Raw genomic sequence first — 19259 nt, 5'->3', positions numbered from 1 at the left:
CAGGGGGCTGATGTTGCCGCAGAGGAGGTCGATGAGCCCGACGCGCCGCTGGCTCACGGACCCGGCCAGGTCTCCATCCCCACCCTGTCCAAGGTCATCAACGGCCGGTCCGAAGTCGCTCCGCGCCGCGATCACGCGCCGAATCCGTCCTCAAGGAACACGGTTGTGTCCGTCCGGCGCCGCGCGAGCCCGGCGTACTCCGCCAAGGGCCGCGCGAGCATGATCGTCTGGAGCAGGGTGCGGACCCAGACACGGCGGCCCCAGGGGCAGGGGGCGAAGTCGGGGAACGTGCGTCCAGGCCGGCAGGACGGTGCGCTACCTGACTCTGCCGGACGTCAGCAGCGGCACCCTCTCCGGGCTCTCGATGCAATCGAACGCGCACCGCCAGTCGCGGCCGCCGTCGGCTACTCAGGGAGGGCGGCGGTGGATCGGCGCGGCACCAGCGCGGGCGACAGCTTGACCTGGACCGTGGGTTTGTCGCGGTCGGCGATCCGCTCGAGCAGGAGGCGGGCGGCGTTGTCGCCGATCGCGCCGCCGGCCTGGTCGACACTGGTCAGTGAGATGGGACCGAACGCGGCGAAGGTGGTGTTGTCGTAGCCGGCCACGGAGATGTCGCTCGGCACGGAGATGCCCGCGTCGCCGAAAGCCTCCAGGACACCCATGGCGACGATGTCCGCCCCGGCGAAGACGGCGGTGGGCCGGCGAGAGCGCGCCAGCAGTTCTCGGGCACCTTGGAATCCGCCCTCCTGGGTGTAACTGGTGGAGACGACGTCGATCTCCTCGCCGAGGCCACGGGACCGCATGGCACGTCGATATCCCTCGGCACGCTGGGCGTTGGGCATCTCCGCGATGCGCGTGGGATCGGTCTCGTGGTGCTCGATGTGAGCGATCCTGCGGTGCCCGAGGTCGGCGAGATGGCTGACGACCAAGGAGGCTCCGGCCACGTCATCGTCCGTGACGGTGTCGTAGGACCGGGAGTGTCCATGGCGACCGACGACCACGGTGGGTACGAGGGAGGCGATGCGCTCCAGCCGGGAGCGCGGTGACACGGGCGCGACAAGGATCAGGCCGTCCATACGCCGGTCGATCATCGCATCGGTGACGCGTGCCTCCTCCTTCTCCCCGTTGCAGCCCGGCCCCAGAAAGACCTGGTAGTCGGTGTCCTCGAGGCGGCCGGTGACGCCGTCGAGGATCTCGGGGAAGAAGGGGTTGCGGATGTCGGGCAGCATCACCCCGATGGTGTACGTCCGGCCGCGCAGCCCCCTGGCGGCGGCGAGGGGTCGGTAGCCGAGTTCGTCGATCGCGCGGCGCACCTTGGCGCGCATCTCGGGGCTGGCCCCGTAGGCGTTGTTGAGCACCTTGGACACGGCGGTCGTGGACACCTGGGCGTGTCGTGCGACGTCGACGATGGTGATGCGGCGGCGCGATGCAGGCGGCTCCATCCGGTTCCTTTCCGGCAACCCGGGAAACGTTCCCGGAAAGTGTACGGACGAAGTCCTGGTCGTAGTAGGTGTCGACGGGTCTGCCCGCGGCCCGCTCGCCGTAACAAGCACGCAGTGTGCGCGGCATCTTGACGTCACCCGGGAGCCTATCTAGGGTCTGGCAGCACGCTTTGAGAAACGTTCCCCATCCAGACCTGGGTCCGCTGACCGCGGCCCGGGCCACACACCCCCGGACACCGAGTCGGCACGATGCGAGAGTCCCTTGCGTCGGGCTGCCCCCCTTGAGTCGGCACTCGCGCTGAAACGTTTCAAGGAAGGTTCGCCTGTGACCCTCGCTCCCCATGGCCGGCTCTCGGACCACCACCGGCCGCCCAGTCCCGTTTCGGTCGCCCGTGTCCGGCGTGCGCGCACGGCACCGCCCTGGTGGTTCGCGTTGCCCGCCCTGTCGCTGTTCGCCTTCGTCGTCCTGGTGCCGAGCGCCCGCGGCGTGTACTACGCGTTCACCGACTGGGACGGGCTCGATCCCCACTACTCCCTGGTGGGCCTGGGCAACTTCGCCGACATGTTCCATGACGCGGACGCGGTCCAGGCCATCTGGCACACGCTGTTGATCGCCGTGTCGATCACGGTCGTGCAGAACGCGGTAGGCCTGCTGCTGGCGCTCGGAGTCAATTCGGCCATCAAGTCCCGCAATCTGCTGAGGGTGCTGCTGTTCGCCCCGGCTGTGATCACCCCGATCGTGACCGCGTACCTGTGGCGGAATCTGCTCGGTCCCGAGGGCGCGGTGAACAGCCTGTTGGGCGCGGTCGGGCTGGACGGCTGGCGGCAGGACTGGCTGGGCAGCCCGAACGTGGCCCTCTGGGCGGTGGTCGGAGTGATCGTGTGGCAGTTCGCGGGCTACTCGATGGTCATCTTCCTGGCCGGCCTGCAGTCGGTACCCCAGGAGATCCACGAGGCAGCGGCCCTCGACGGCGCCGGTCCCCTACGGCGCTTCTGGTCGGTGACCCGCCCGCTGCTGGCCCCGGCCTTCACCATCAACCTGATGCTGTCGATCATCGGCGGGATCAAACTCTTCGACCAGGTCTACGCGTTGACCGGCGGCGGACCCGGGCACGCGACCGACACCCTCTCGACCCTCATCTACAAAGATGCCTTCACCCTCGGCGAGTTCGGCTACAGCATCGCCCTGGCGGTGGTCCTGACGATCATCGTGGCGGTTGCCTCCACAAGCCAGTACGCGGTGCTCTCCCGCAGCGAGAGGGCCGCGTCATGAACCGCTACCGTCGCCGCACGCTCGCGCTGGAGCTGGCGATGATCGCCGTTGCCCTGATGGTCGGCTTCCCGGTGTACGTCCTGGTCAACCTGGCCGTTCGGCCGGCGTCGGACACCTCCTCGCCCCTGCGCCCGACCGGTTCGCCGACCTTGGAGAACTTTTCCCACGCCTGGCAACAGGGCTCGCTCGGCGGGGCACTGGCCAACAGCGTGCTGGTGACGGCATGCAGCGTCGTCATCGTCCTCGCCGTCTCCTCCCTTGCCGCCTATCCGCTGGCCCGCGTCACGGCGAGTTGGTCACGGGGGACCTACCTCCTCGTCCTTCTCGGGCTGGTGCTGCCCTTCCAGCTCGCTTCACTGCCGCTCTACCAGACCATGCGCGACCTCGGCCTGCTCGGCACCCCCTGGGCCCTGGTCCTCTTCTACTCCGGCCTGCAGGTGCCGTTCACCGTCTTCCTCTACGTCGGCTTCCTGCGCGCCCTGCCCCGCGACTTCGAGGACGCGGCGCTCATCGACGGCTGCACCCCGCTGCAGGGCTTCCGGTACGTGGTCCTGCCCATGCTCAAACCGATCACCGTCACGGCACTCGTGCTCAACGTGGTCGCGATCTGGAACGACTTCTTCACCCCACTGCTGTACCTCAGCGGCAGCGCCCAGCAGACCATGCCGGTCGCGATCGCCGGTTTCGTCGGCCAGTACGTCACCGACTGGAACCTCATCTTCGCCGCCCTGGTGATCAGCATCCTGCCCGTCCTGCTCGTCTACTTCGTCCTGCAACGCAGCATCATCAACGGCTTTGCCGGAGGGCTTCGGGGATGACATCCCGCCTTCTGCTCCGCAAGGGAGACACCATGCAGACACGCACACTCACGGCTGTGGTGGCCACGACGGCGGCCGCCGCTCTGCTGGCCGCCTGTAGCGGCGGCACGAACGCGGGGGGCTCCGGTGGCGGCGGTTCCAAGACGCTGACGCTGGCCTCGGTGGACCAGGGCTCGGTCGAGGACGTCGTCAAGGCGTTCGAGAAGGCCAACCCGGGCGTCAAGGTCCGCTACACCACCAGCGGCGCCGACCAGTACCAGCAGCAGATCCGCACCCAGCTCTCCTCGGGCACCGCACCCGACGTGATGTCGGTCTGGCCGGGCAACGGCAACCCCGGAGCCACCTACGTCCTGGCCAAGCCGGGCTATCTGCGTGACCTTTCCGACCAGCCCTGGGCCGCCAAGATGCCCCAAGCGATCAAGACGGTCGCCCAGTACAAGGGCAAGACGTACGACGCGATCTTCGGCCAGAACGGCATAGGCGCCGTCTACAACCAGCAGGCCATGGCAAAGGCCGGCCTCACGCCACCCGACACCTGGACCAAGCTGCTGGCCTTCTGCCGAGCCGCGAAGGCCAAGGGCACCCCCGCCTTCGCGCTGGGCAACCAGGACAACTGGGTGACCCAACTCGTCCTGTACGCCCTGGTGGCCACCACCGTCTACGGGCCGGACCGCGACTTCGACCAGAAGATGCAGGCCGGACAGGCCACTTTCGCCACGTCGCCGTGGACCACGGCCCTGGACAAGTACCTGACGATGGAGAAGACCGGCTGCTTCCAGAAGAACCCGCTCGGCACCAACTACGAGGCCAGCCAGCAACTCGCCGCCACCGGAAAGACCCTCGGCATCATCCAGGGCAACTGGGTCATCGCCCTGCTCGAGCAGAAGAACCCGCAGGGCACGTTCACCCTCAAGCCGGTCCCGGCGACCGAGGACCCCTCCCAGACCCTCATCCCGGCCGCGGCGGGCGCCGGCTACGGCGTCAACGCCAAGGCGAAGAACCCCCAACTGGCCCTGAAGTTCATGAACTTCGTGATGTCGCCGCAGGGCATGAACCTGTTCGTCAAGAAGCAGGGCGGTCTGCCCTCCCTCCCGGACACGGGTTTCAAGGTCGACTCCGCTCTCACCGAACTGTCGAAGTTCATCCAGGCGAACCGCACCGTGCCGTTCATGGACCAGCGCTGGCCCAACGCCAAGGTGCAGCAGACCATGCTCAGCGGCCTCCAGGAGATCTTCAGCGGGCAGTCCACGCCCTCGAAGCTCCTCAAGGAGATGGACACCGACTACAAGGCCGGCTCCTGAGAGCGGCGCCGGCGACCGAAAGGACTACGGAGTGAGCCATGACGAGCGGAACACGGGCGGCGTGCCGCCGGACAGGACAGGAAACGAAGACGACGGCAGACAGCGCACGACAGGACCCCGCCGCCGGAGCGTGCTCGCGGCGACTGCGGGCGCGGTGCCGGTAGTGGCGGGCCTGACCGGCGGCACGACGGCCCAGGCCGCACCGAATCGCCCCGTGGAGGACGGCGCTGTGTACGGACTGACGGTGGAGCACCGCACCGACCCGCTCGGCGTGGACGCCGCCCACCCCCGCTTCGGCTGGCGCATGCGGGCCGCCGGACGCGGGCGGAACCAGGGAGCGTACGAGATCCTCGTGGCCGGATCGCCGGGGAAGCTGACCGGTGGCCGCGCGGACGTCTGGAGCAGTGGCCGCGTCGCGTCCGACGAGTCGGTGGCCGTCCGCTACGGGGGCAGGCCCCTCACCGCCTCGACCCGCTACTACTGGACCGTCACCGTCTGGGACACCGAGGGCCGCCGGCTCGGCAGCGGACCCGTGGCCTGGTTCGAGACGGGCCTGATGAGCACCGACGGCGTCACCGGTTGGGACGACGCGCAGTGGATCGGCATGCAGGGCAAGACACCCGACTCGCCCGGCGCACCCATGCTGCGCACCGAGGCTCCGCTGCGGGGCCGGGTCCGCGAGGCGCGGCTTTACGTCTCCGCCCTCGGGGTCTACGACGTACACGTCAGCGGCCACCGGGTGACCGTCCCGCAGGACGGCGCCGCCACCCTCGAACTGCTCGCCCCCGGCTGGACGAACTACGACGCGCGAGCCAACTACCTCACCTACGACGTCACGCACCTCGTGGCCCGGGAACCGGCCGTCACCCTGGCCGCCGTCCTCGGCAACGGCTGGTACAACGGCCGTATCTCCGACGGCAGTACGTACTACTCCCAGGACGGCAACGAACTCGCCCTGAAGGCCAGGCTGCTGATCCGCCACACCGACGGAACGACCCAGTCGGTCGTCACCCGGGCGGACGGCTCCTGGAAGGCCACCGACGCCGGCCCCTACCGGGCCGACGACATCTACGACGGACAGACCTACGACGCCCGCAGGGAACTGCCCGGCTGGGCCTCGTCCGGCTTCGACGACTCCGCCTGGTCGGACACCGAACGCGTCCCCTACGAGACCAGGTACCCGGACGCCCAACTCCTCGCCTACCCGGCCGAGACGGCCCGGCTGATGAGCCGCTGGGACCGCCGACCGCAGTCGATCACCGTGTACACGGGAGTGACCGGCGACGGCAGGGGCCGTGTCGTCGTCGATCCCGGCCGGACCGTGACCGACCCGCACCGGGCTGCCGTCGCCCACGTCACCATCGGTGCCGGCGACACCGCGATCTTCGACCTGGGCCAGAACATGGTCGGCGTGCCCCGCTACAGCCTGCGCGGCCCCGCCGGTGCCCAGGTCACCTTCCAGTTCGGCGAGATGCTCAACGACAGCAGCGCCGGCGCCGACGGCCCCGAGGGCTCCCTCTACCGGGCCAACCTGCGCAGCGCCAAGGCCACCAGCACCTACATCCTCAAGGGCGACCGCCACGGGGAGACCCACCAGGACTCCCTCACCTTCTACGGTTTCCGCTACGCGTCCGTCACCGCGACCGAGGCGGTCACGATCATCGGCCTGACCGGCAGGGTCGCCACCTCCGCGACCCACGAGATCGGCACCGTCACCACCAACGACCCCGACACCAACCAGCTGATCGGCAACATCCGTTGGGGCCAGCGCGGCAACTACCTCTGGGTGCCCACCGACTGCCCACAGCGCGACGAGCGCCTCGGCTGGACCGGCGACACCCAGGTCTTCTCCACCACCGGCCTGTACAACGCGGACGCCGGCCCCTTCCTCGGCCACTTCCAGAACACCGTCATCGACTCCCAGGCCATCTACGGTGAGGACAAGGCACAGTTCACCGGGGTCGCCCCGAGCGGCCGCTACAACTTCCCCGGCGGCGGCAGCGGTTGGGCGGACTGCGGGGTCATCCTCCCGTGGACGCTGTGGCAGATGACCGGCGACCCGGCCGTCGTCGAGGGCAGCTGGCCCGCCATGACCCGCTACCTCGACTGGATCCGCCGCCAGACCGGCGACACCTACGCCGGCCAGGGGTCCCTCACCGGCGACTGGCTCGCCCCGCAGAAGACCAGCGCCCAGCTCATGAGCGACGTCTACTACGGCTATGTCGCCCGGCTCATGGGCCAGATGGCCCGAGCCGTCGGCCGCCCGACGGAGGCCGCCGCCTACGAGCAGCTCTTCAGTGACATCAAGAGGGCGTTCATCGCGAAGTACCTCAGCACCGAGGGCGGCACGGTCACCGTCAGGTCCAGCCTCGGCGACGCCTCCCCGATCGAACCCGGCTCCGACCCCCATCAGAAGACCGAGGACAACAGCCAGACCGCCCTGCTGTGGGTGCTGAAACTCGGCTTCTACGACACCGATGCCCAACGCCGGGCCCTCGTCGGCCACTTGGCGGACAACATCGGCAACGACGCGGCCTACAAGGCGGCCCACCCCAGCAGCAGCCGGGTCAGGTACGCCGAGAACACGCTCTCCGTGGGCTTCCTCGGCGTCAACGTCCTCGCCCCCGTCCTCAGCGACGAGGGCCGCGCGGACCTGGCGTACAAGCTGCTGCACCAGGACGCCCTGCCGTCCTGGCTGTTCTCGGTGCGAGGCGGCGCCACCACGGTCTGGGAGCGCTGGAACTCCTACTCCAAGGACGCCGGGTTCGGCCCCGTCAGCATGAACTCCTTCAACCACTACGCCTACGGCGCGGTCATGGAGTGGATGTACGCCTACATGGCCGGCATCGCCCGCGACCCCGACAGCCCCGGCTTCAAGCACTTCGTCCTGCAACCGCACATCGACCCCACCGGGAAGATCACCCACGTGGCCGGCGCGCACGAGTCGCCGTACGGCGAGATCAGGAGCGAGTGGCGGGTGACGGACGGCGGTGCCTCGCTGACGTACGAGGCGGTCGTGCCCGCGAACAGCGAGGCCACCCTGCGCCTCCCGGCGAACTCCGCCGACTCCGTCCGCGAGGGGTGCACCCCGCTGGCCCGCGTGGACGGCGTGCGGTTCCTCGGGCACGCGGACGGCGTCGCCTCCTACCTGCTGCCCTCCGGCTCCTACCGCCTGAAGTGCCACCTGCGCTGACCCCGCGCGGCGCTTTTCCATCTCCTCGAATGAAACGATTCACAGCACTTGAAGGGAAGCCCCTGTGAGAGGCACCCACACCACTGCGCTCGCGGTCGCGGCCGCACTGGCGCTCACCGTCTCCGGCGTGGCCCAGGCCGCGCCGCGGACGTCCGGAACCACCCGTCCGTACGCCGTCGACCTGAAGACGGAGAACAAGGTCGACCCGATCGGCATCGACGACCGTGCACCCCTTCTCTCCTGGCGGCCGGCCGGAGCCGAGCAGACCGCCTACGAGATCAGGGCGGCCCATTCGGCGGACGCGCTGCGCACAGGCCGAGCAGACGCCTGGCGGACCGGCAAGGTCGTGTCGGCTGCATCCGACAACATCCCCTTCACCGGCACACTCACGGCCCGGGAGCCGGTCGCCTGGCAGGTGCGGGTATGGGACAGAGCCGGCCGCGTGTCGAAGTGGAGTTCCCCGGCCACCTTCGAGATGGGCCTGCTCAACGCCTCGGACTGGTCCGCCCGTTGGATCGAGAACTCCTCCTACGACTACACCCGCCCCGACGGCACGGTCTCGCCGCTGCCCGTCTTCGGCAAGGCGTTCGCGGTACGCGGCAAGGTGGCGAAGGCCCGGCTCTACATGACCGGTCTGGGCATGTACGCCACCACGCTCAACGGCAGACCCGTCAGCACGAACGTGCTGGAGCCCGGCCAGACGACGTACTCCGCCGAGGTCGACTACCGCACCTACGACCTCACCCGCCAACTGCGCGACGGCACCAACACCTTGGGCATCGCGACGGGCAGCGGCGCCTACCAGCGGGTCAAGACGCCCGGGCACTACTTCTTCGGCGGCGGCCTGGAGACGTACACGGTCTACGGCGAGCCGAAGGCGATCGCCCAGCTGGAGATCACCTACACGGACGGCCGGCGCGAGACCTTCGGGACGGACACCTCCTGGCGCACCGCCCTCGGCCCGACCACCTACTCCTCGTGGTGGAGCGGCGAGGAGTACGACGCCCGCCGGTCCGCGACCGCTCCCACCTCCGCGGCCCGTCTGGACGGACCTGACTGGCAGAACGCGTCCCTGGTCAAGCTCTCCTCCTCCACCACCCCACGGGACACCACACCGTTGCGGGCCGACCCACGGCCCCCGGTCACGGTCGCCCGGACCATCGAGCCGGTGTCCATCACCCCGGACGGCACGGGGTCGTACATCCTCGACTTCGGCGCCAACCGCTCCGGCTGGCCCAGCGTGAAGGTGTCCGGACCCGCCGGGAACACCGTCTCCATGATCCCGGCGGAGAAGCTCAACGCGGACGGGACCATGGACATCTCCTCCACCGGGGCGACGGCCACGAACCAGATCGCCTACCGCTACACCTTCTCCGGTCACGGCACGGAGACCTGGCACCCGCGCTTCACCTACAGCGGCTTCCGCTATCTGAAGGTCGACGGACTGCCCACCGCGCCGAAGGCCGACACCATCACCATGCAAGTGATGCACGCCTCCAACCCGCGGGCCGGCGACTTCACCTCGTCGAGCCAACTGGTCAACGAGATCCACGCCATCACCTTGCGTTCGATGCAGAGCAACATGATGTCGGTCCTCACCGACTGCCCGGACCGGGAGAAGGGCCCCTACACGGGCGACAACCTGCACAACATCGACGCCCTGCTCACCGACTACGACCTGTCCTCCTACGAGCCGCAGCTGGTGCGCAACATGGCCACCGCACAGCGCCAACCCGGCGACGAGTCACCGGGGTTGATCGCGAACATCGCGCCGGAGTTCCACCGGGTCGCCCCCGTCAAGCTCCAGTATCCGCAGGGGACGATCGAGTTCCTCGACGAGGTCAACTGGGGCAGTGCCGTCATCCGCATCCCCTGGCAGCTCTACAAGACCTACGGGGACACCCGGACCATGTCGCTGTACTACGACAACATGGTCAAGTGGCTCGCCTACGAAGCCGCCAACAAGGCCGCGAACAAGGGTGACATCCCGGGCCTGGGCGACTGGTCGGCCGGCGACAACACCACGCCCATGCAACTGGCGATCCTCGCGGGTTACTTCACGGCCGCGCACGACATGGCGCAGATCGCGGGAGTGCTGGGCAAGGAGTCGGACGAGTCGAAGTACGACGCGCTCGCCTCAGGCCTGGCCGGCGAGTTCACCACCAGGTTCCGTCACGAGGACGCCGAGGGCGTCTACTACGGCAGCGACAGCGAGACCTCGAACGCGATGGCGCTGGACGCGGGCCTGGTGCCCGTCGCCGACCAGCAGCAGGTCCTCGACCGGCTGGTCGCCTCGGTCCGTAAGGCGGGCGACCACATCACCAGCGGTTCGGTGGGGCTCGGCCCGCTTTTCCGGTCCCTGCACGCGGGAGGACGCGACGAAGTCATCTACGACATGGTCGTGAACCGCACCTCACCCGGTTACGGCTCCCTCGTCACCAGCGGTCACACCACCCTCTCCGAGTCCCTGGACGGCTCCGGCTCGCAGAACCACCACTTCCTCGGTCAAGTGGACGCCTGGCTCGTCAACGGGCTCGCCGGCATCAACCAGGCGGCCGGATCGGTCGGTTACCGGGAGCTGGAGATCGCCCCCGCCGTCGTCGGTGACCTCACCCACGCCTCCGGCAGCTACCGCACTCCGCACGGGGTGGTGACCAGCGCCTGGCAGAAGGACGGCAAGGGCCGCTTCATCCTGAAGGTCAGCGTCCCGGTCGGCAGCACGGCAGTCGTGCGGGTGCCCGCGACCACGCAGGACCACCTCACTGCCAACGGCTCCACGCGACCGTTCCTCCAGGAGCGGACCGCGTCCACGGTGACGTACCGCGTCTTCGCGGGTAGCTACACCTTCACCGTGGTCTGACCTCGCTCCCCGCAGGGGCTCGGGAAGAGCCTCACCTATTTTGCTGGCGCCAGGCCTACTGGCCTGGCGTCAGCATGTCCGGCGGGGCGACCTGCAGTCCGGTGACGTCGAGCGAGCACAAGCCCCTAAGGCGTCTGCCAGAAGAGCCGACTCACGGATGGAATACCGACTCCGCCTCAGTGACAGCCTTCTCACCAGGACCGAACTCGACCTTCAACCGTCCATCACGTACGGAGACTATCCACGCGCTCACGGCCTGGTGGTGTATCCCGCCAACCCTGGCCTGTCCCGCGCCAGGATCCGATGCCACAAGAGGGTTGCGCAGGAATTTCTGTGCCCCGCCAGGGCTCTCGACGCCGCATCCCAGGTCCCAGACCCAGGCCAGTAGCCACGAACGCGGGACAGTCAAACGAGTGTTGTAACTGCGCGGGTCTGTCAAGGCCCTGTCTCGCATTCGGTGGTGATGGAGGGTGCCGCTATCCGAGGGGGATGCGGTGGCGGAGCAGTGTGAAGCCTGCTCGGCCGTGCATCTGGCGTGCGATCCGTTTGGTCTTGGTGTTGACGCCCTCGGTGGGGCCGTTGCTGTACGGAAGAGTGAGCGCGGCATCTAGGGCGTCGTGGTCTCGTTCCAGACCCCGGGTGAAGACGTGCAGGTGGGGCAGGTCGGCGCCGCGGACCTGGGTGGTCCAGTGCGTGAGCACGTCGGCATTGTCGGCGTGAGGTGCAAGGAGTTGGGTGCTCGGCCGCGGCGGGCCTGCGCGTGCGGCCGACCGTCTGGAGAAAAAGTCCGGAGTCTCAGACTCGTGGCTCGTGGAACGCGTCGAATGCCATGGGAGTCGCGGGCGGAAGGGGACTGGCGCCTTCGGGTGAGAGAGCGTCAAGCATGAGAACGACGTAGCGCCGCCAGTCCTCCCCTTTCGAGTCGACGGTCCACAGCATTCCGACAAGCATCACCAGCATGCGCCGTATGTCGTCCAGGACCACGTCGTCCCGAATGAGACCGGCTTGCTGGCCGCGTTCGATCAGGGGTGCCAGCGCATCGAAGTACCGTGCGCTCATCTCCACGGTCACGGCGCTGGAGACTTTGGCGGCGGCGATCAGGTTGTACTCGTGGGCCGCCGAGGACACCGCGGCCTCCACCGCCGAGGCCAGGCCGCGCCTGGGGTTCTCGTCACCCAGGGCCTGTTCGACGACCGGAGCCAGGTTTTCTGCGTAGTGCTGGCTGAGGACAGCCCGGATCAGGGCCGTCTTGTCGGGGAAGTGCCGGTACAGCGTGGAAAGACCCACGCCGGCGCGGCGGGCGATGTCCTCGAGCAGGGCGTCAGGTCCCTCTTCGGTGAAGGCCTCCCGCGCGGCTCGGACGAGCTTCTCGGCGTTGCGGACGGCGTCGGCGCGGAGTGGCCTGGCGGCCCCAGGAACTCCCGTGGACATGGCGGAAGCCTAGCAATGCGCCAGTCCCCCTGGTGCAGCCGCTCGCCGCATTAAATGGGAGTCGACTTCCAGTATAAGTGGAAGTCGACTCCTGGTTGTGGGAGGATGTGAACGCCCGTCGCGCCGGAGCGACCCAGTTGGTGACGCCTGCATCGGCCATCGCTGCCGATGTCGGATTCCTCCACGTCGGTCTCGGCGCAGTCCGACAGGGAGGCGCCCATGAAACTGACGCATGGCCAGGACGATGCAGTAGCCGGTGCGGTGCGAGATCCGGCCGTGTTCGTGTCGGTCGACGCCCGGATGACGACGTCGTGAACCGGATCCTCGTTCGCTGCTCGGTAGCGGAAGGGCCTCCTTGCTGGGCGCTCTCCACCACCAGCGTGGAGTTCGGGTGCACATGGGTGCCTGGCTGTAGAAGGTCTGGACGGTGATCCGTCACCGGGACGACTTCCGGGCACCCGCCGCCCCGGACGCCGTCGGGGCGGTGCGCTTGCGATGGGCAGGCCGCCCGAGTTCCTCCGGAGCCGGCGGACACTCCGTGCGGCTCCCGCCTCCTGGACAGGGGCGGTGACGGACGCGGTCGCAGCCTCTGCGCGATCCGAGCGATGCAGAACCTCCACACCCCCACTGGAGCATCATGAGCATCACCACTGACGGAACGGGTCTGCCCGGCTACCCCGGTGTGCGTTCCCGGCCATGCCCCTTTGATCCCCCCACCGAGTACACCGACTGGCGTGAGTCCGAAGGGCTCCGGCGGGTCAGGCTGGGCAACGGCAACACGGCATGGGTCGTGAGTCGGTACGAGGATGTCACGTCAGTCTTGACCGACCCGCGCATCAGCGCGGACTCCAAGCGATTCGACTACCTCATCCCGCACGCGAAGAACCAGCCTCCGGCGTTTCCGCGGATGGACGTCCCCGAGCACGGCCGCCGTCGCCGCATGCTCACCCGGGACTTCACGGTGAAGCGGGTGGAAGCGATGCGCCCTCAGATCCAGGAGATCGTGGACGATTTCCTGGACCGGATGATCGACAAGGGGCAGCCGGCCGACCTGGTGCAGGAGTTCGCGCTGCCGGTGCCGTCCCTGGTGATTTCACTGCTGCTCGGCGTCCCGTACGAGGACCACGAGTCTTTCCAGCAACACGCCCGCACGCTGAATTTGACCCAGTCCTCCATCGAGGAAAAGCAGAGGGCGCAGGGAGCGCTGACCGGCTATCTGCGCGAGCTTCTGGACCGCAAGGAACGGGAACCTGGTGACGACCTGCTCAGCCGCATGATGATCGAGGACGTCGGCACGGGGAATCTCACCCGCGATGAGGCGGCCCTCAACGGCCACACCATCCTGTTTGCCGGGCACGAGACGACGGCGAACATGATCGCGCTGTCCGCGGCCGCCTTGTTGGACAACCCCGGCCAGGCCGCTCGGATCCGGGACACCGACGATCCCAAGGTGGTCGCCAAGGCCGTCGAGGAGTTGCTGCGTTACCTGTCGATCGCCCAGGACATGATCTCGCGGGTAGCCACCGAGGACCTGACGATCGGCGGGCAACGGGTACGGGCCGGCGACATTCTGACGATCAACCTGCCCGCAGCCAACCGGGACAAGTCCTTCCTGAAGGATGCCGACCTCCTCGACGTCGACCGTGACACCCGTCGACACCTCGCCTTCGGGCACGGTGTCCACCCATGCCTGGGGCAGCACTTGGCGCGGACCGAACTCCAGGTGGCTCTGCCCACGCTGCTCCGCAGACTGCCCGACCTGGCCCTGGCCGTTCCGCTGGAGGAAGTGAGTTTCCGGCACGAGATGGCCGCGTACGGCGTCCACGAACTGCCGGTCACGTGGTGAGGGAACACCACGCCCCACCTCGCCACGGCGATTGATTGATTGTTCGACCCTTCGAGAGAAAGGCAAAAGCACTATGGACGAGATGCATCAGAAGCGCCTCCAGATCGTCGTCAATGATCTTCGCAAGGCGGTCAACGACGTGATCATCAAGCACGAGGTGACCCCCATGGAACTCATGGAGTCGATCGGCTGGGTCCAGAAGGCCGCCGATGCAGGGGAGTTGATGACCGCGGGGCTCACCTTGTTCATCAAGCCCGTGCTGGAGGGCACCGAGGGTGCCACCTACGCCCATCCGGAGAAGGACGGAGCCAGCGAATGGGAGATGAAGGGGCCGGCCCATGTTCCCGGCGCCCCGTTGCTGGAGAGCCCCTGTGTGCTGCCCATGCGGCCGGACGAGCCGGGCGAGCCCATCGTCGTGTCGGGCATGGTGCGGTCCACCACAGGGGAGCCTTTGGCGGGGGCGATCCTGGACCTCTGGCAGCCGGACGCCAACTGTGTCTATTCGGGATTGTCGACGGAGAGCTTCCTGCCGCTGAACATTCCCAACGACTCCTCCGACATCCCCAAGTTCAATCTGCGCGGCAGGGTCATCACGGACAGCGAAGGGCGCTACGAGTTCCGTACCGTCGCCCCGGGTATCGAACCGCTCGGCCTCGGTGAAGGCAACCCGGTGACCGAACTGGCGGACAACCTGGGGCTGGCCGGTGTGCGCCCCCTGCACATCCACTACATCATCTCGGCCGAGGGCCATCACGAACTCATCACCCAGCTCTACTTCGACGGTGACCCACTGGTCAACGCCACCATCGAAGGCCCGATGCCGGCGTCGGCGATCAAGACGAGCGAGTTGCATGACGACCCCGCCGACTACCAGGCCCGCGGGCTCGGTGTGCCCTACCGCGCCATCACCTATGACCATGTCCTGCGCCCGGTGACTGCTGCGGCGACCGCTCCCGCAGCAGCCTAGGCGGGAGGCGCCGCGACAGAAGCGGGGGCTTGGACGCGAGGCGTCGCACCGCGAGGTTGAGGCCGACGCCCATGACGACCCGCAAGACCCCGGAGCTGCCGATCGACGCGCCGTATTGGATGGCATCGAGGCGACCGCCACCATCGTGGGCGGGTTCCCGCAGGCTCGCGTCCTGATACTGACCACCTTCGACCTGGACGAGTACGCCTTCGCCGGGCTCAAGGCGGGAGCGTCGGGTTTCCTGTTGAAGAACGGGCTCCCGGAGGAGCTGTTGGCCGCGATCCGCTGCGTGGGGGGGGGGGGGGGGGGGGGGGGGGGGGGCCCCCCCCCCCCCCCCCCCCACGCCTCCTGGACGCCCTCGCCCATCAGTTGCCCGGTCCGGCGGGCAGGGCCGACCCTCGTCTGTCGCGGCTGACGGCACGCGAGCGCGAAGTGCTGACCGAAGTCGCTCGGGGCCTGTCCAACACGGAGATCGCCACGCTCCTGGACATGGCTGAAGCGACAGTGAAGAAGCACGTGACCCGCATCCTGGACACGCTGGATCTCCGCTATCGGGCGCAGGCCGTCGTCTTCGCGTACGAGGCAGGCGTGGTCCGTGCCAACGGTGGGTGAGACAGTGCCGCAAAAGAACAGGTGTGTTGACGGGCGCCTATTCCTCGGGCGCACCCAGCGCGCGGCGGGCGCGGTCCTCGACGGAAGCATAGTCCGGATCGATGGTGCGCAGCATGCGGTGCGCGATGACACCCATCTGGCGTTGCTGCGCTTTGGTCAGCGGATCGAAAACGATGCGACGGACCTCTGCGACATGACCCGGAGCGCTTTCGGAAACCTTGGCCCAGCCGTCCTCGGTCAGACTCGCGAGGGTGTAGCGGCCGTCGGTGGGATCGGGGGCACGATGCACCCAGCCGCGCTTCTCCAGCCTGCCGACGGCGTTGGACAGCCGGGACAGCGTGCTGGCGGTGAGTTCTGCCAGGTCGCTCATCCGGAGTGTGCGATCTGTCGCCATGGAGAGCGCGGACAGCGCGAGGTACTCGAAGTGGCTGATGCCCGCGTCGCGTTGCATCTGCGCTTCGAGAGCGGCCGGCACGCGGATCAGCGCGTAGGCGAACTGGAACCAGTTCCACTGTTCCTCGCTGTCGAGCCAGTTCGGTTCCCCCAGGTCAGTCATGCGGCAAGTGTACCGATGAAGTGATCCGCACGATCGATCACTTGTCGTGTGAAGTGAAGCAGTGCTACTGTCGCTACAAGCTTGAAGTAATCAGATGTGTGGTGGCGGGTGCTGTGCGCAGCTCTCTTCCTGCTGCGGGCGAGCTTGCCCCCGTTGTCCCACGTTGCGGGCCGTACGTGGTCGAGCTGATTGCCGCCCCGTAGCGCCACATGAATCCCCTCGAACAGGAGCTGACGAGCTCGAATGTCTTCCTTTGCTCAGACATCTGATGCCAGACGCAATCCGTTGACCGTCGTGGGTGGCGTCCTTGCGGTGATCGTTGCGGCCAGTGCGGTCAATGCCGTTGTCGCTGTGATCGCCCGAGCGGTTGCGGACAAGCCTGATGACTTTGGACCCCTCGACCCCGGCTCGTACATATTCCTGACCGCCGTGGGGGTGATTCTGGGCGCCGTCGGCTGGGCCGTGGTGCGCAGGGCGTCGAAGCGCCCTGCCGAGCTTCTCCACAAGCTCGTGCCGGCCGTGATCGTGGTGTCCTTCGTGCCCGACTTCTTCCTGTTCGGTGACGGTGGAGCGGCAGGCGTGATCGCCCTGCTGGTCATGCACGTCGCTGTCGCGACCATCGCCGTGCCCGTCTTCCGCAGGGTCATGCCCCTCACCACCCGGTAATGCGTAGGGCTCGGACTCATTACTGACGTCAAGCCGGCTTCCGTCGTGGTCGATGCCGACCGGCCGGAGCCGCGCCGGGCGGCCCGGCGTCGAATCGCACAGAAAGGAACGCGACAATGAAGACGAGGATCACCACACCCTTAACGGCTCAGTCCACCGCTGCCGAGGTGGTGGCCGGCACCGGCCTACCTGGTCGCCGGATCGTCGTCACGGGCGCGACGTCCGGCATCGGGCTCGAAACCGCCCGAGCGCTGGCCGGTGCGGGCGCCGAGGTGACCCTGGCGGTTCGCGACCCCGCCGCGGGTGAGAGTGCTGCACAGGACATCGTCGCCTCCACCGGCAACAAGGAGGTCCACGTCGCCTCGTTGGACCTTGCGGACCAGGCGTCGGTCGCCGCGTTCGTCGCAGGCTGGACGGGGCCGTTGCACGTCCTGATCAACAACGCCGGAGTGATGGGCCCTCCGTTGACCCGCACCGCGGAGGGTTGGGAGCTGCACTTCGCCACGAACCACTACGGTCACTTCGCGTTGGCCACCGGGCTGCGCTCTGCGCTCGCCGCGGCAGGTGACGCCAGGGTCGTCTCCGTCAGCTCCTCGCAGCATCGACTCTCCCCGGTTGTTTTCGACGACATCCACTTCGAACAGCGGCCGTACGACCCGCAGTCCGCGTACGGGCAGTCCAAGACGGCCAACGCACTGTTCGCGGTTGAGGCCGCCCGTCGGTGGGCCCCAGACGGCATCACTGTCAACGCGGTGATGCCCGGCGTGGTTCGCACCAACCTGATGCGTCATGTCGATCCCGCCCTGCTCGCTCAGTACGAGGAGAGCGGCGCCCCGGAGCTGCCGTGGAAGACGCCGGAACAGGGGGCGGCCACCTCGGTCCTCGTGGCGGCCTCTCCGCTGGTCGAGGGAGTCGGCGGCCGCTACTTCGAGGACTGCAACGAGGCCGAGCCGCTGCGTCCTGACAACCCCCATGGAGGTGTCGCCGACTATGCGCTGGACCCCGACAACGCCTCTCGTCTGTGGGAGATCTCGGTCCAGGCCGTGGGTGGGCGATAGCTGCCGAGTCGACAAGCCCGACAGCCCGGCTCGGGGAGACCGTCTCGGAGCACCACGGTGCTTGCGTTCCTCATCGGGCGGGTCGCCGGTCCCGGCGATCCGCCCGATGGGCTCGGGAGGGCGGGCGGGCTCAGAAGGAGTAGGGGCCGAAGCGCCCCCAGGCCAGCACGGCGGCCAGAACCAGCAGGACCACGTTCATCATCGGGTTCTCCTTGCGCCGTCCATGCGTGACGGCCGCACCGACCATCAACAGCACGAGGCCGACCGCGGCGAGTGGCACCAGTGTCTCCGCGATATCGAAGGCTGCCGGGAGGATGAGCCCCAGGGCGGCGAGGACCTCGAGTGCGCCGATGGCCTTGACCAGGGCAGGGGGGAACTCTGGGGCCCACTTCATTCCGGACTCGGCCAGCTGTTCACCGGTGCGGCTGAGCTTCATCACGCCAGTCAGCAGAAAGAGGGCGGCGAGCAGGCTCGCGAGGATCCACAAGAACACGTTCATCGGACGTCGTCGCTTTCGCTGGATACTTCAAGGTTGGAGTGAACATTATCACCGGTTCACTTCATGATTTAAGTGATCCCAGACTTGTTTGACTTCATTCTTGAAGTTACAGTGGCGGGTATGGACGATCCCCGGGACCTTCAGGAGCCGCGCTGGCTGGATGCGGACGAGCAGCAGTGCTGGCAGGCATTCGCCTATGTGCTCACTCTGCTCCCGGCAGCGCTGGAAACGCGGATGCACCGGGATGCGGGCATCAGGCACTTCGAGTTCGTGGTGATGTCCGCACTGTCGATGGCGCCTCAGCGGACGCTGCGAATGAGCGAGGTCGCCCAGTACACGGGCAGCACGCTCTCCCGGCTGTCCAACGTGGTAAGCAGATTGGAGAAGCGTGAGTGGGTACGGCGCAGCACTGATGCGACCGACGGTCGCTACACCCTCGCCACCCTCACCGAGCAAGGGCAGGAGCAGGTGTCCGCCGCCACCCCCGCTCACATCGAAGAGGTCCGCCGCCTGGTCTTCGACCCGTTGACCCGGGGACAGCAGCGCCAGTTGGACGCGGCGGCCCAGTGCATCCTGCGCGCTCTGAACGCCCCCTGCCCCTCCGACTGGACACTCCCCGACGGCACCTTTCCTGCCGCCCGGAAGTGACTGTGCCGCACACGACCTCCGATCTCGTCATGGTTCTCCCGCAGGAGGACACGGTCGAGAAGCGCAGAGTGCGGATCGGCGAGGTCCTC

Annotated in this window: 15 protein-coding genes and 1 pseudogene; 11 read left to right on the top strand and 5 right to left on the bottom strand. The window is 67.8% G+C overall.

Annotation, left to right across the window (positions count from 1 at the left end):
* Positions 1 to 404 precede the first annotated feature (404 nt).
* Positions 405 to 1442, bottom strand: coding sequence for a LacI family DNA-binding transcriptional regulator (locus tag ACIRA5_RS42715; RefSeq protein ID WP_403700700.1), 1038 nt, complete (start codon positions 1440 to 1442; stop codon positions 405 to 407).
* Between the two features lie 325 nt (positions 1443 to 1767).
* Between ACIRA5_RS42715 and ACIRA5_RS42710 the strand changes: the two genes are divergently transcribed.
* The 5 genes from ACIRA5_RS42710 (at position 1768) to ACIRA5_RS42690 (ending at position 10887) form a co-directional block, all read left to right on the top strand.
* Entirely contained in the window at positions 1768 to 2715 is a 948-nt protein-coding gene (locus tag ACIRA5_RS42710) for a carbohydrate ABC transporter permease (RefSeq protein ID WP_403700697.1), read from the top strand.
* Positions 2712 to 3533 (top strand): carbohydrate ABC transporter permease, encoded by an 822-nt coding sequence (locus ACIRA5_RS42705; RefSeq protein ID WP_403700694.1) that lies wholly within the window; start codon positions 2712 to 2714, stop codon positions 3531 to 3533. Before ACIRA5_RS42710 ends, ACIRA5_RS42705 begins: the two co-directional genes overlap by 4 nt.
* 32 nt (positions 3534 to 3565) lie before the next feature.
* Positions 3566 to 4834: an ABC transporter substrate-binding protein gene (locus tag ACIRA5_RS42700; protein WP_403700691.1), complete on the top strand. Its 1269-nt coding sequence runs from the start codon at positions 3566 to 3568 to the stop codon at positions 4832 to 4834.
* A gap of 154 nt (positions 4835 to 4988) precedes the next feature.
* The gene (locus tag ACIRA5_RS42695) at positions 4989 to 8027 is read left to right on the top strand and encodes a family 78 glycoside hydrolase catalytic domain (RefSeq protein WP_403700891.1); all 3039 of its coding nucleotides are present in this window, start codon (positions 4989 to 4991) and stop codon (positions 8025 to 8027) included.
* 64 nt (positions 8028 to 8091) lie between these two features.
* Positions 8092 to 10887 carry a family 78 glycoside hydrolase catalytic domain gene (locus ACIRA5_RS42690; RefSeq protein ID WP_403700688.1) on the top strand — a complete coding sequence of 932 codons (2796 nt, stop codon included), beginning with the start codon at positions 8092 to 8094 and terminating at the stop codon, positions 10885 to 10887.
* A gap of 476 nt (positions 10888 to 11363) precedes the next feature.
* Here ACIRA5_RS42690 and ACIRA5_RS42685 read toward each other — a convergent pair.
* Together ACIRA5_RS42685 and ACIRA5_RS42680 are read right to left on the bottom strand one after the other, a co-directional pair.
* A pseudogene (locus tag ACIRA5_RS42685) lies at positions 11364 to 11633 on the bottom strand (transposase); the annotation flags it as partial.
* Between the two features lie 49 nt (positions 11634 to 11682).
* Positions 11683 to 12318: a TetR/AcrR family transcriptional regulator gene (locus ACIRA5_RS42680; RefSeq protein ID WP_403700685.1), complete on the bottom strand. Its 636-nt coding sequence runs from the start codon at positions 12316 to 12318 to the stop codon at positions 11683 to 11685.
* A gap of 637 nt (positions 12319 to 12955) precedes the next feature.
* Here ACIRA5_RS42680 and ACIRA5_RS42675 point away from each other — a divergent pair.
* The 3 genes from ACIRA5_RS42675 (at position 12956) to ACIRA5_RS42665 (ending at position 15743) form a co-directional block, all read left to right on the top strand.
* On the top strand, positions 12956 to 14164 hold the full coding sequence (locus ACIRA5_RS42675; protein WP_403700682.1) for a cytochrome P450: 1209 nt from the start codon (positions 12956 to 12958) through the stop codon (positions 14162 to 14164).
* An 82-nt stretch (positions 14165 to 14246) separates the two neighbouring features.
* Complete coding sequence (locus ACIRA5_RS42670) at positions 14247 to 15131, top strand: catechol 1,2-dioxygenase (protein ID WP_403700679.1); 885 nt, start codon at positions 14247 to 14249, stop codon at positions 15129 to 15131.
* 432 nt (positions 15132 to 15563) lie between these two features.
* On the top strand, positions 15564 to 15743 hold the full coding sequence (locus ACIRA5_RS42665) for a response regulator transcription factor (RefSeq protein ID WP_403700676.1): 180 nt from the start codon (positions 15564 to 15566) through the stop codon (positions 15741 to 15743).
* A 37-nt stretch (positions 15744 to 15780) separates the two neighbouring features.
* On the opposite strand, the gene ACIRA5_RS42660 is transcribed toward ACIRA5_RS42665, so the two are convergent.
* Positions 15781 to 16299: a MarR family winged helix-turn-helix transcriptional regulator gene (locus tag ACIRA5_RS42660; RefSeq protein WP_403700673.1), complete on the bottom strand. Its 519-nt coding sequence runs from the start codon at positions 16297 to 16299 to the stop codon at positions 15781 to 15783.
* A gap of 243 nt (positions 16300 to 16542) precedes the next feature.
* Here ACIRA5_RS42660 and ACIRA5_RS42655 point away from each other — a divergent pair, with 243 nt between their 5' ends.
* Together ACIRA5_RS42655 and ACIRA5_RS42650 are read left to right on the top strand one after the other, a co-directional pair.
* The gene (locus ACIRA5_RS42655; RefSeq protein ID WP_403700670.1) at positions 16543 to 16965 is read left to right on the top strand and encodes a DUF6069 family protein; all 423 of its coding nucleotides are present in this window, start codon (positions 16543 to 16545) and stop codon (positions 16963 to 16965) included.
* 116 nt (positions 16966 to 17081) lie between these two features.
* Positions 17082 to 18023: an SDR family NAD(P)-dependent oxidoreductase gene (locus ACIRA5_RS42650; protein WP_403700667.1), complete on the top strand. Its 942-nt coding sequence runs from the start codon at positions 17082 to 17084 to the stop codon at positions 18021 to 18023.
* A 130-nt stretch (positions 18024 to 18153) separates the two neighbouring features.
* On the opposite strand, the gene ACIRA5_RS42645 is transcribed toward ACIRA5_RS42650, so the two are convergent.
* Positions 18154 to 18522 carry a DoxX family protein gene (locus ACIRA5_RS42645; RefSeq protein ID WP_403700664.1) on the bottom strand — a complete coding sequence of 123 codons (369 nt, stop codon included), beginning with the start codon at positions 18520 to 18522 and terminating at the stop codon, positions 18154 to 18156.
* A 120-nt stretch (positions 18523 to 18642) separates the two neighbouring features.
* Here ACIRA5_RS42645 and ACIRA5_RS42640 point away from each other — a divergent pair, with 120 nt between their 5' ends.
* Positions 18643 to 19170, top strand: a complete 528-nt coding sequence (locus ACIRA5_RS42640; protein WP_403700662.1) for a MarR family winged helix-turn-helix transcriptional regulator — start codon at positions 18643 to 18645, stop codon at positions 19168 to 19170.
* Positions 19171 to 19259 lie beyond the last annotated feature (89 nt).

The organism is Streptomyces sp. NPDC096311, assembly GCF_044763085.1.
In the GTDB taxonomy this organism is placed as follows: Bacteria; Actinomycetota; Actinomycetes; order Streptomycetales; family Streptomycetaceae; genus Streptomyces.
Note: the sequence above shows the minus strand (reverse complement) of the source record. Positions and strands in the feature narration are given on the sequence as shown.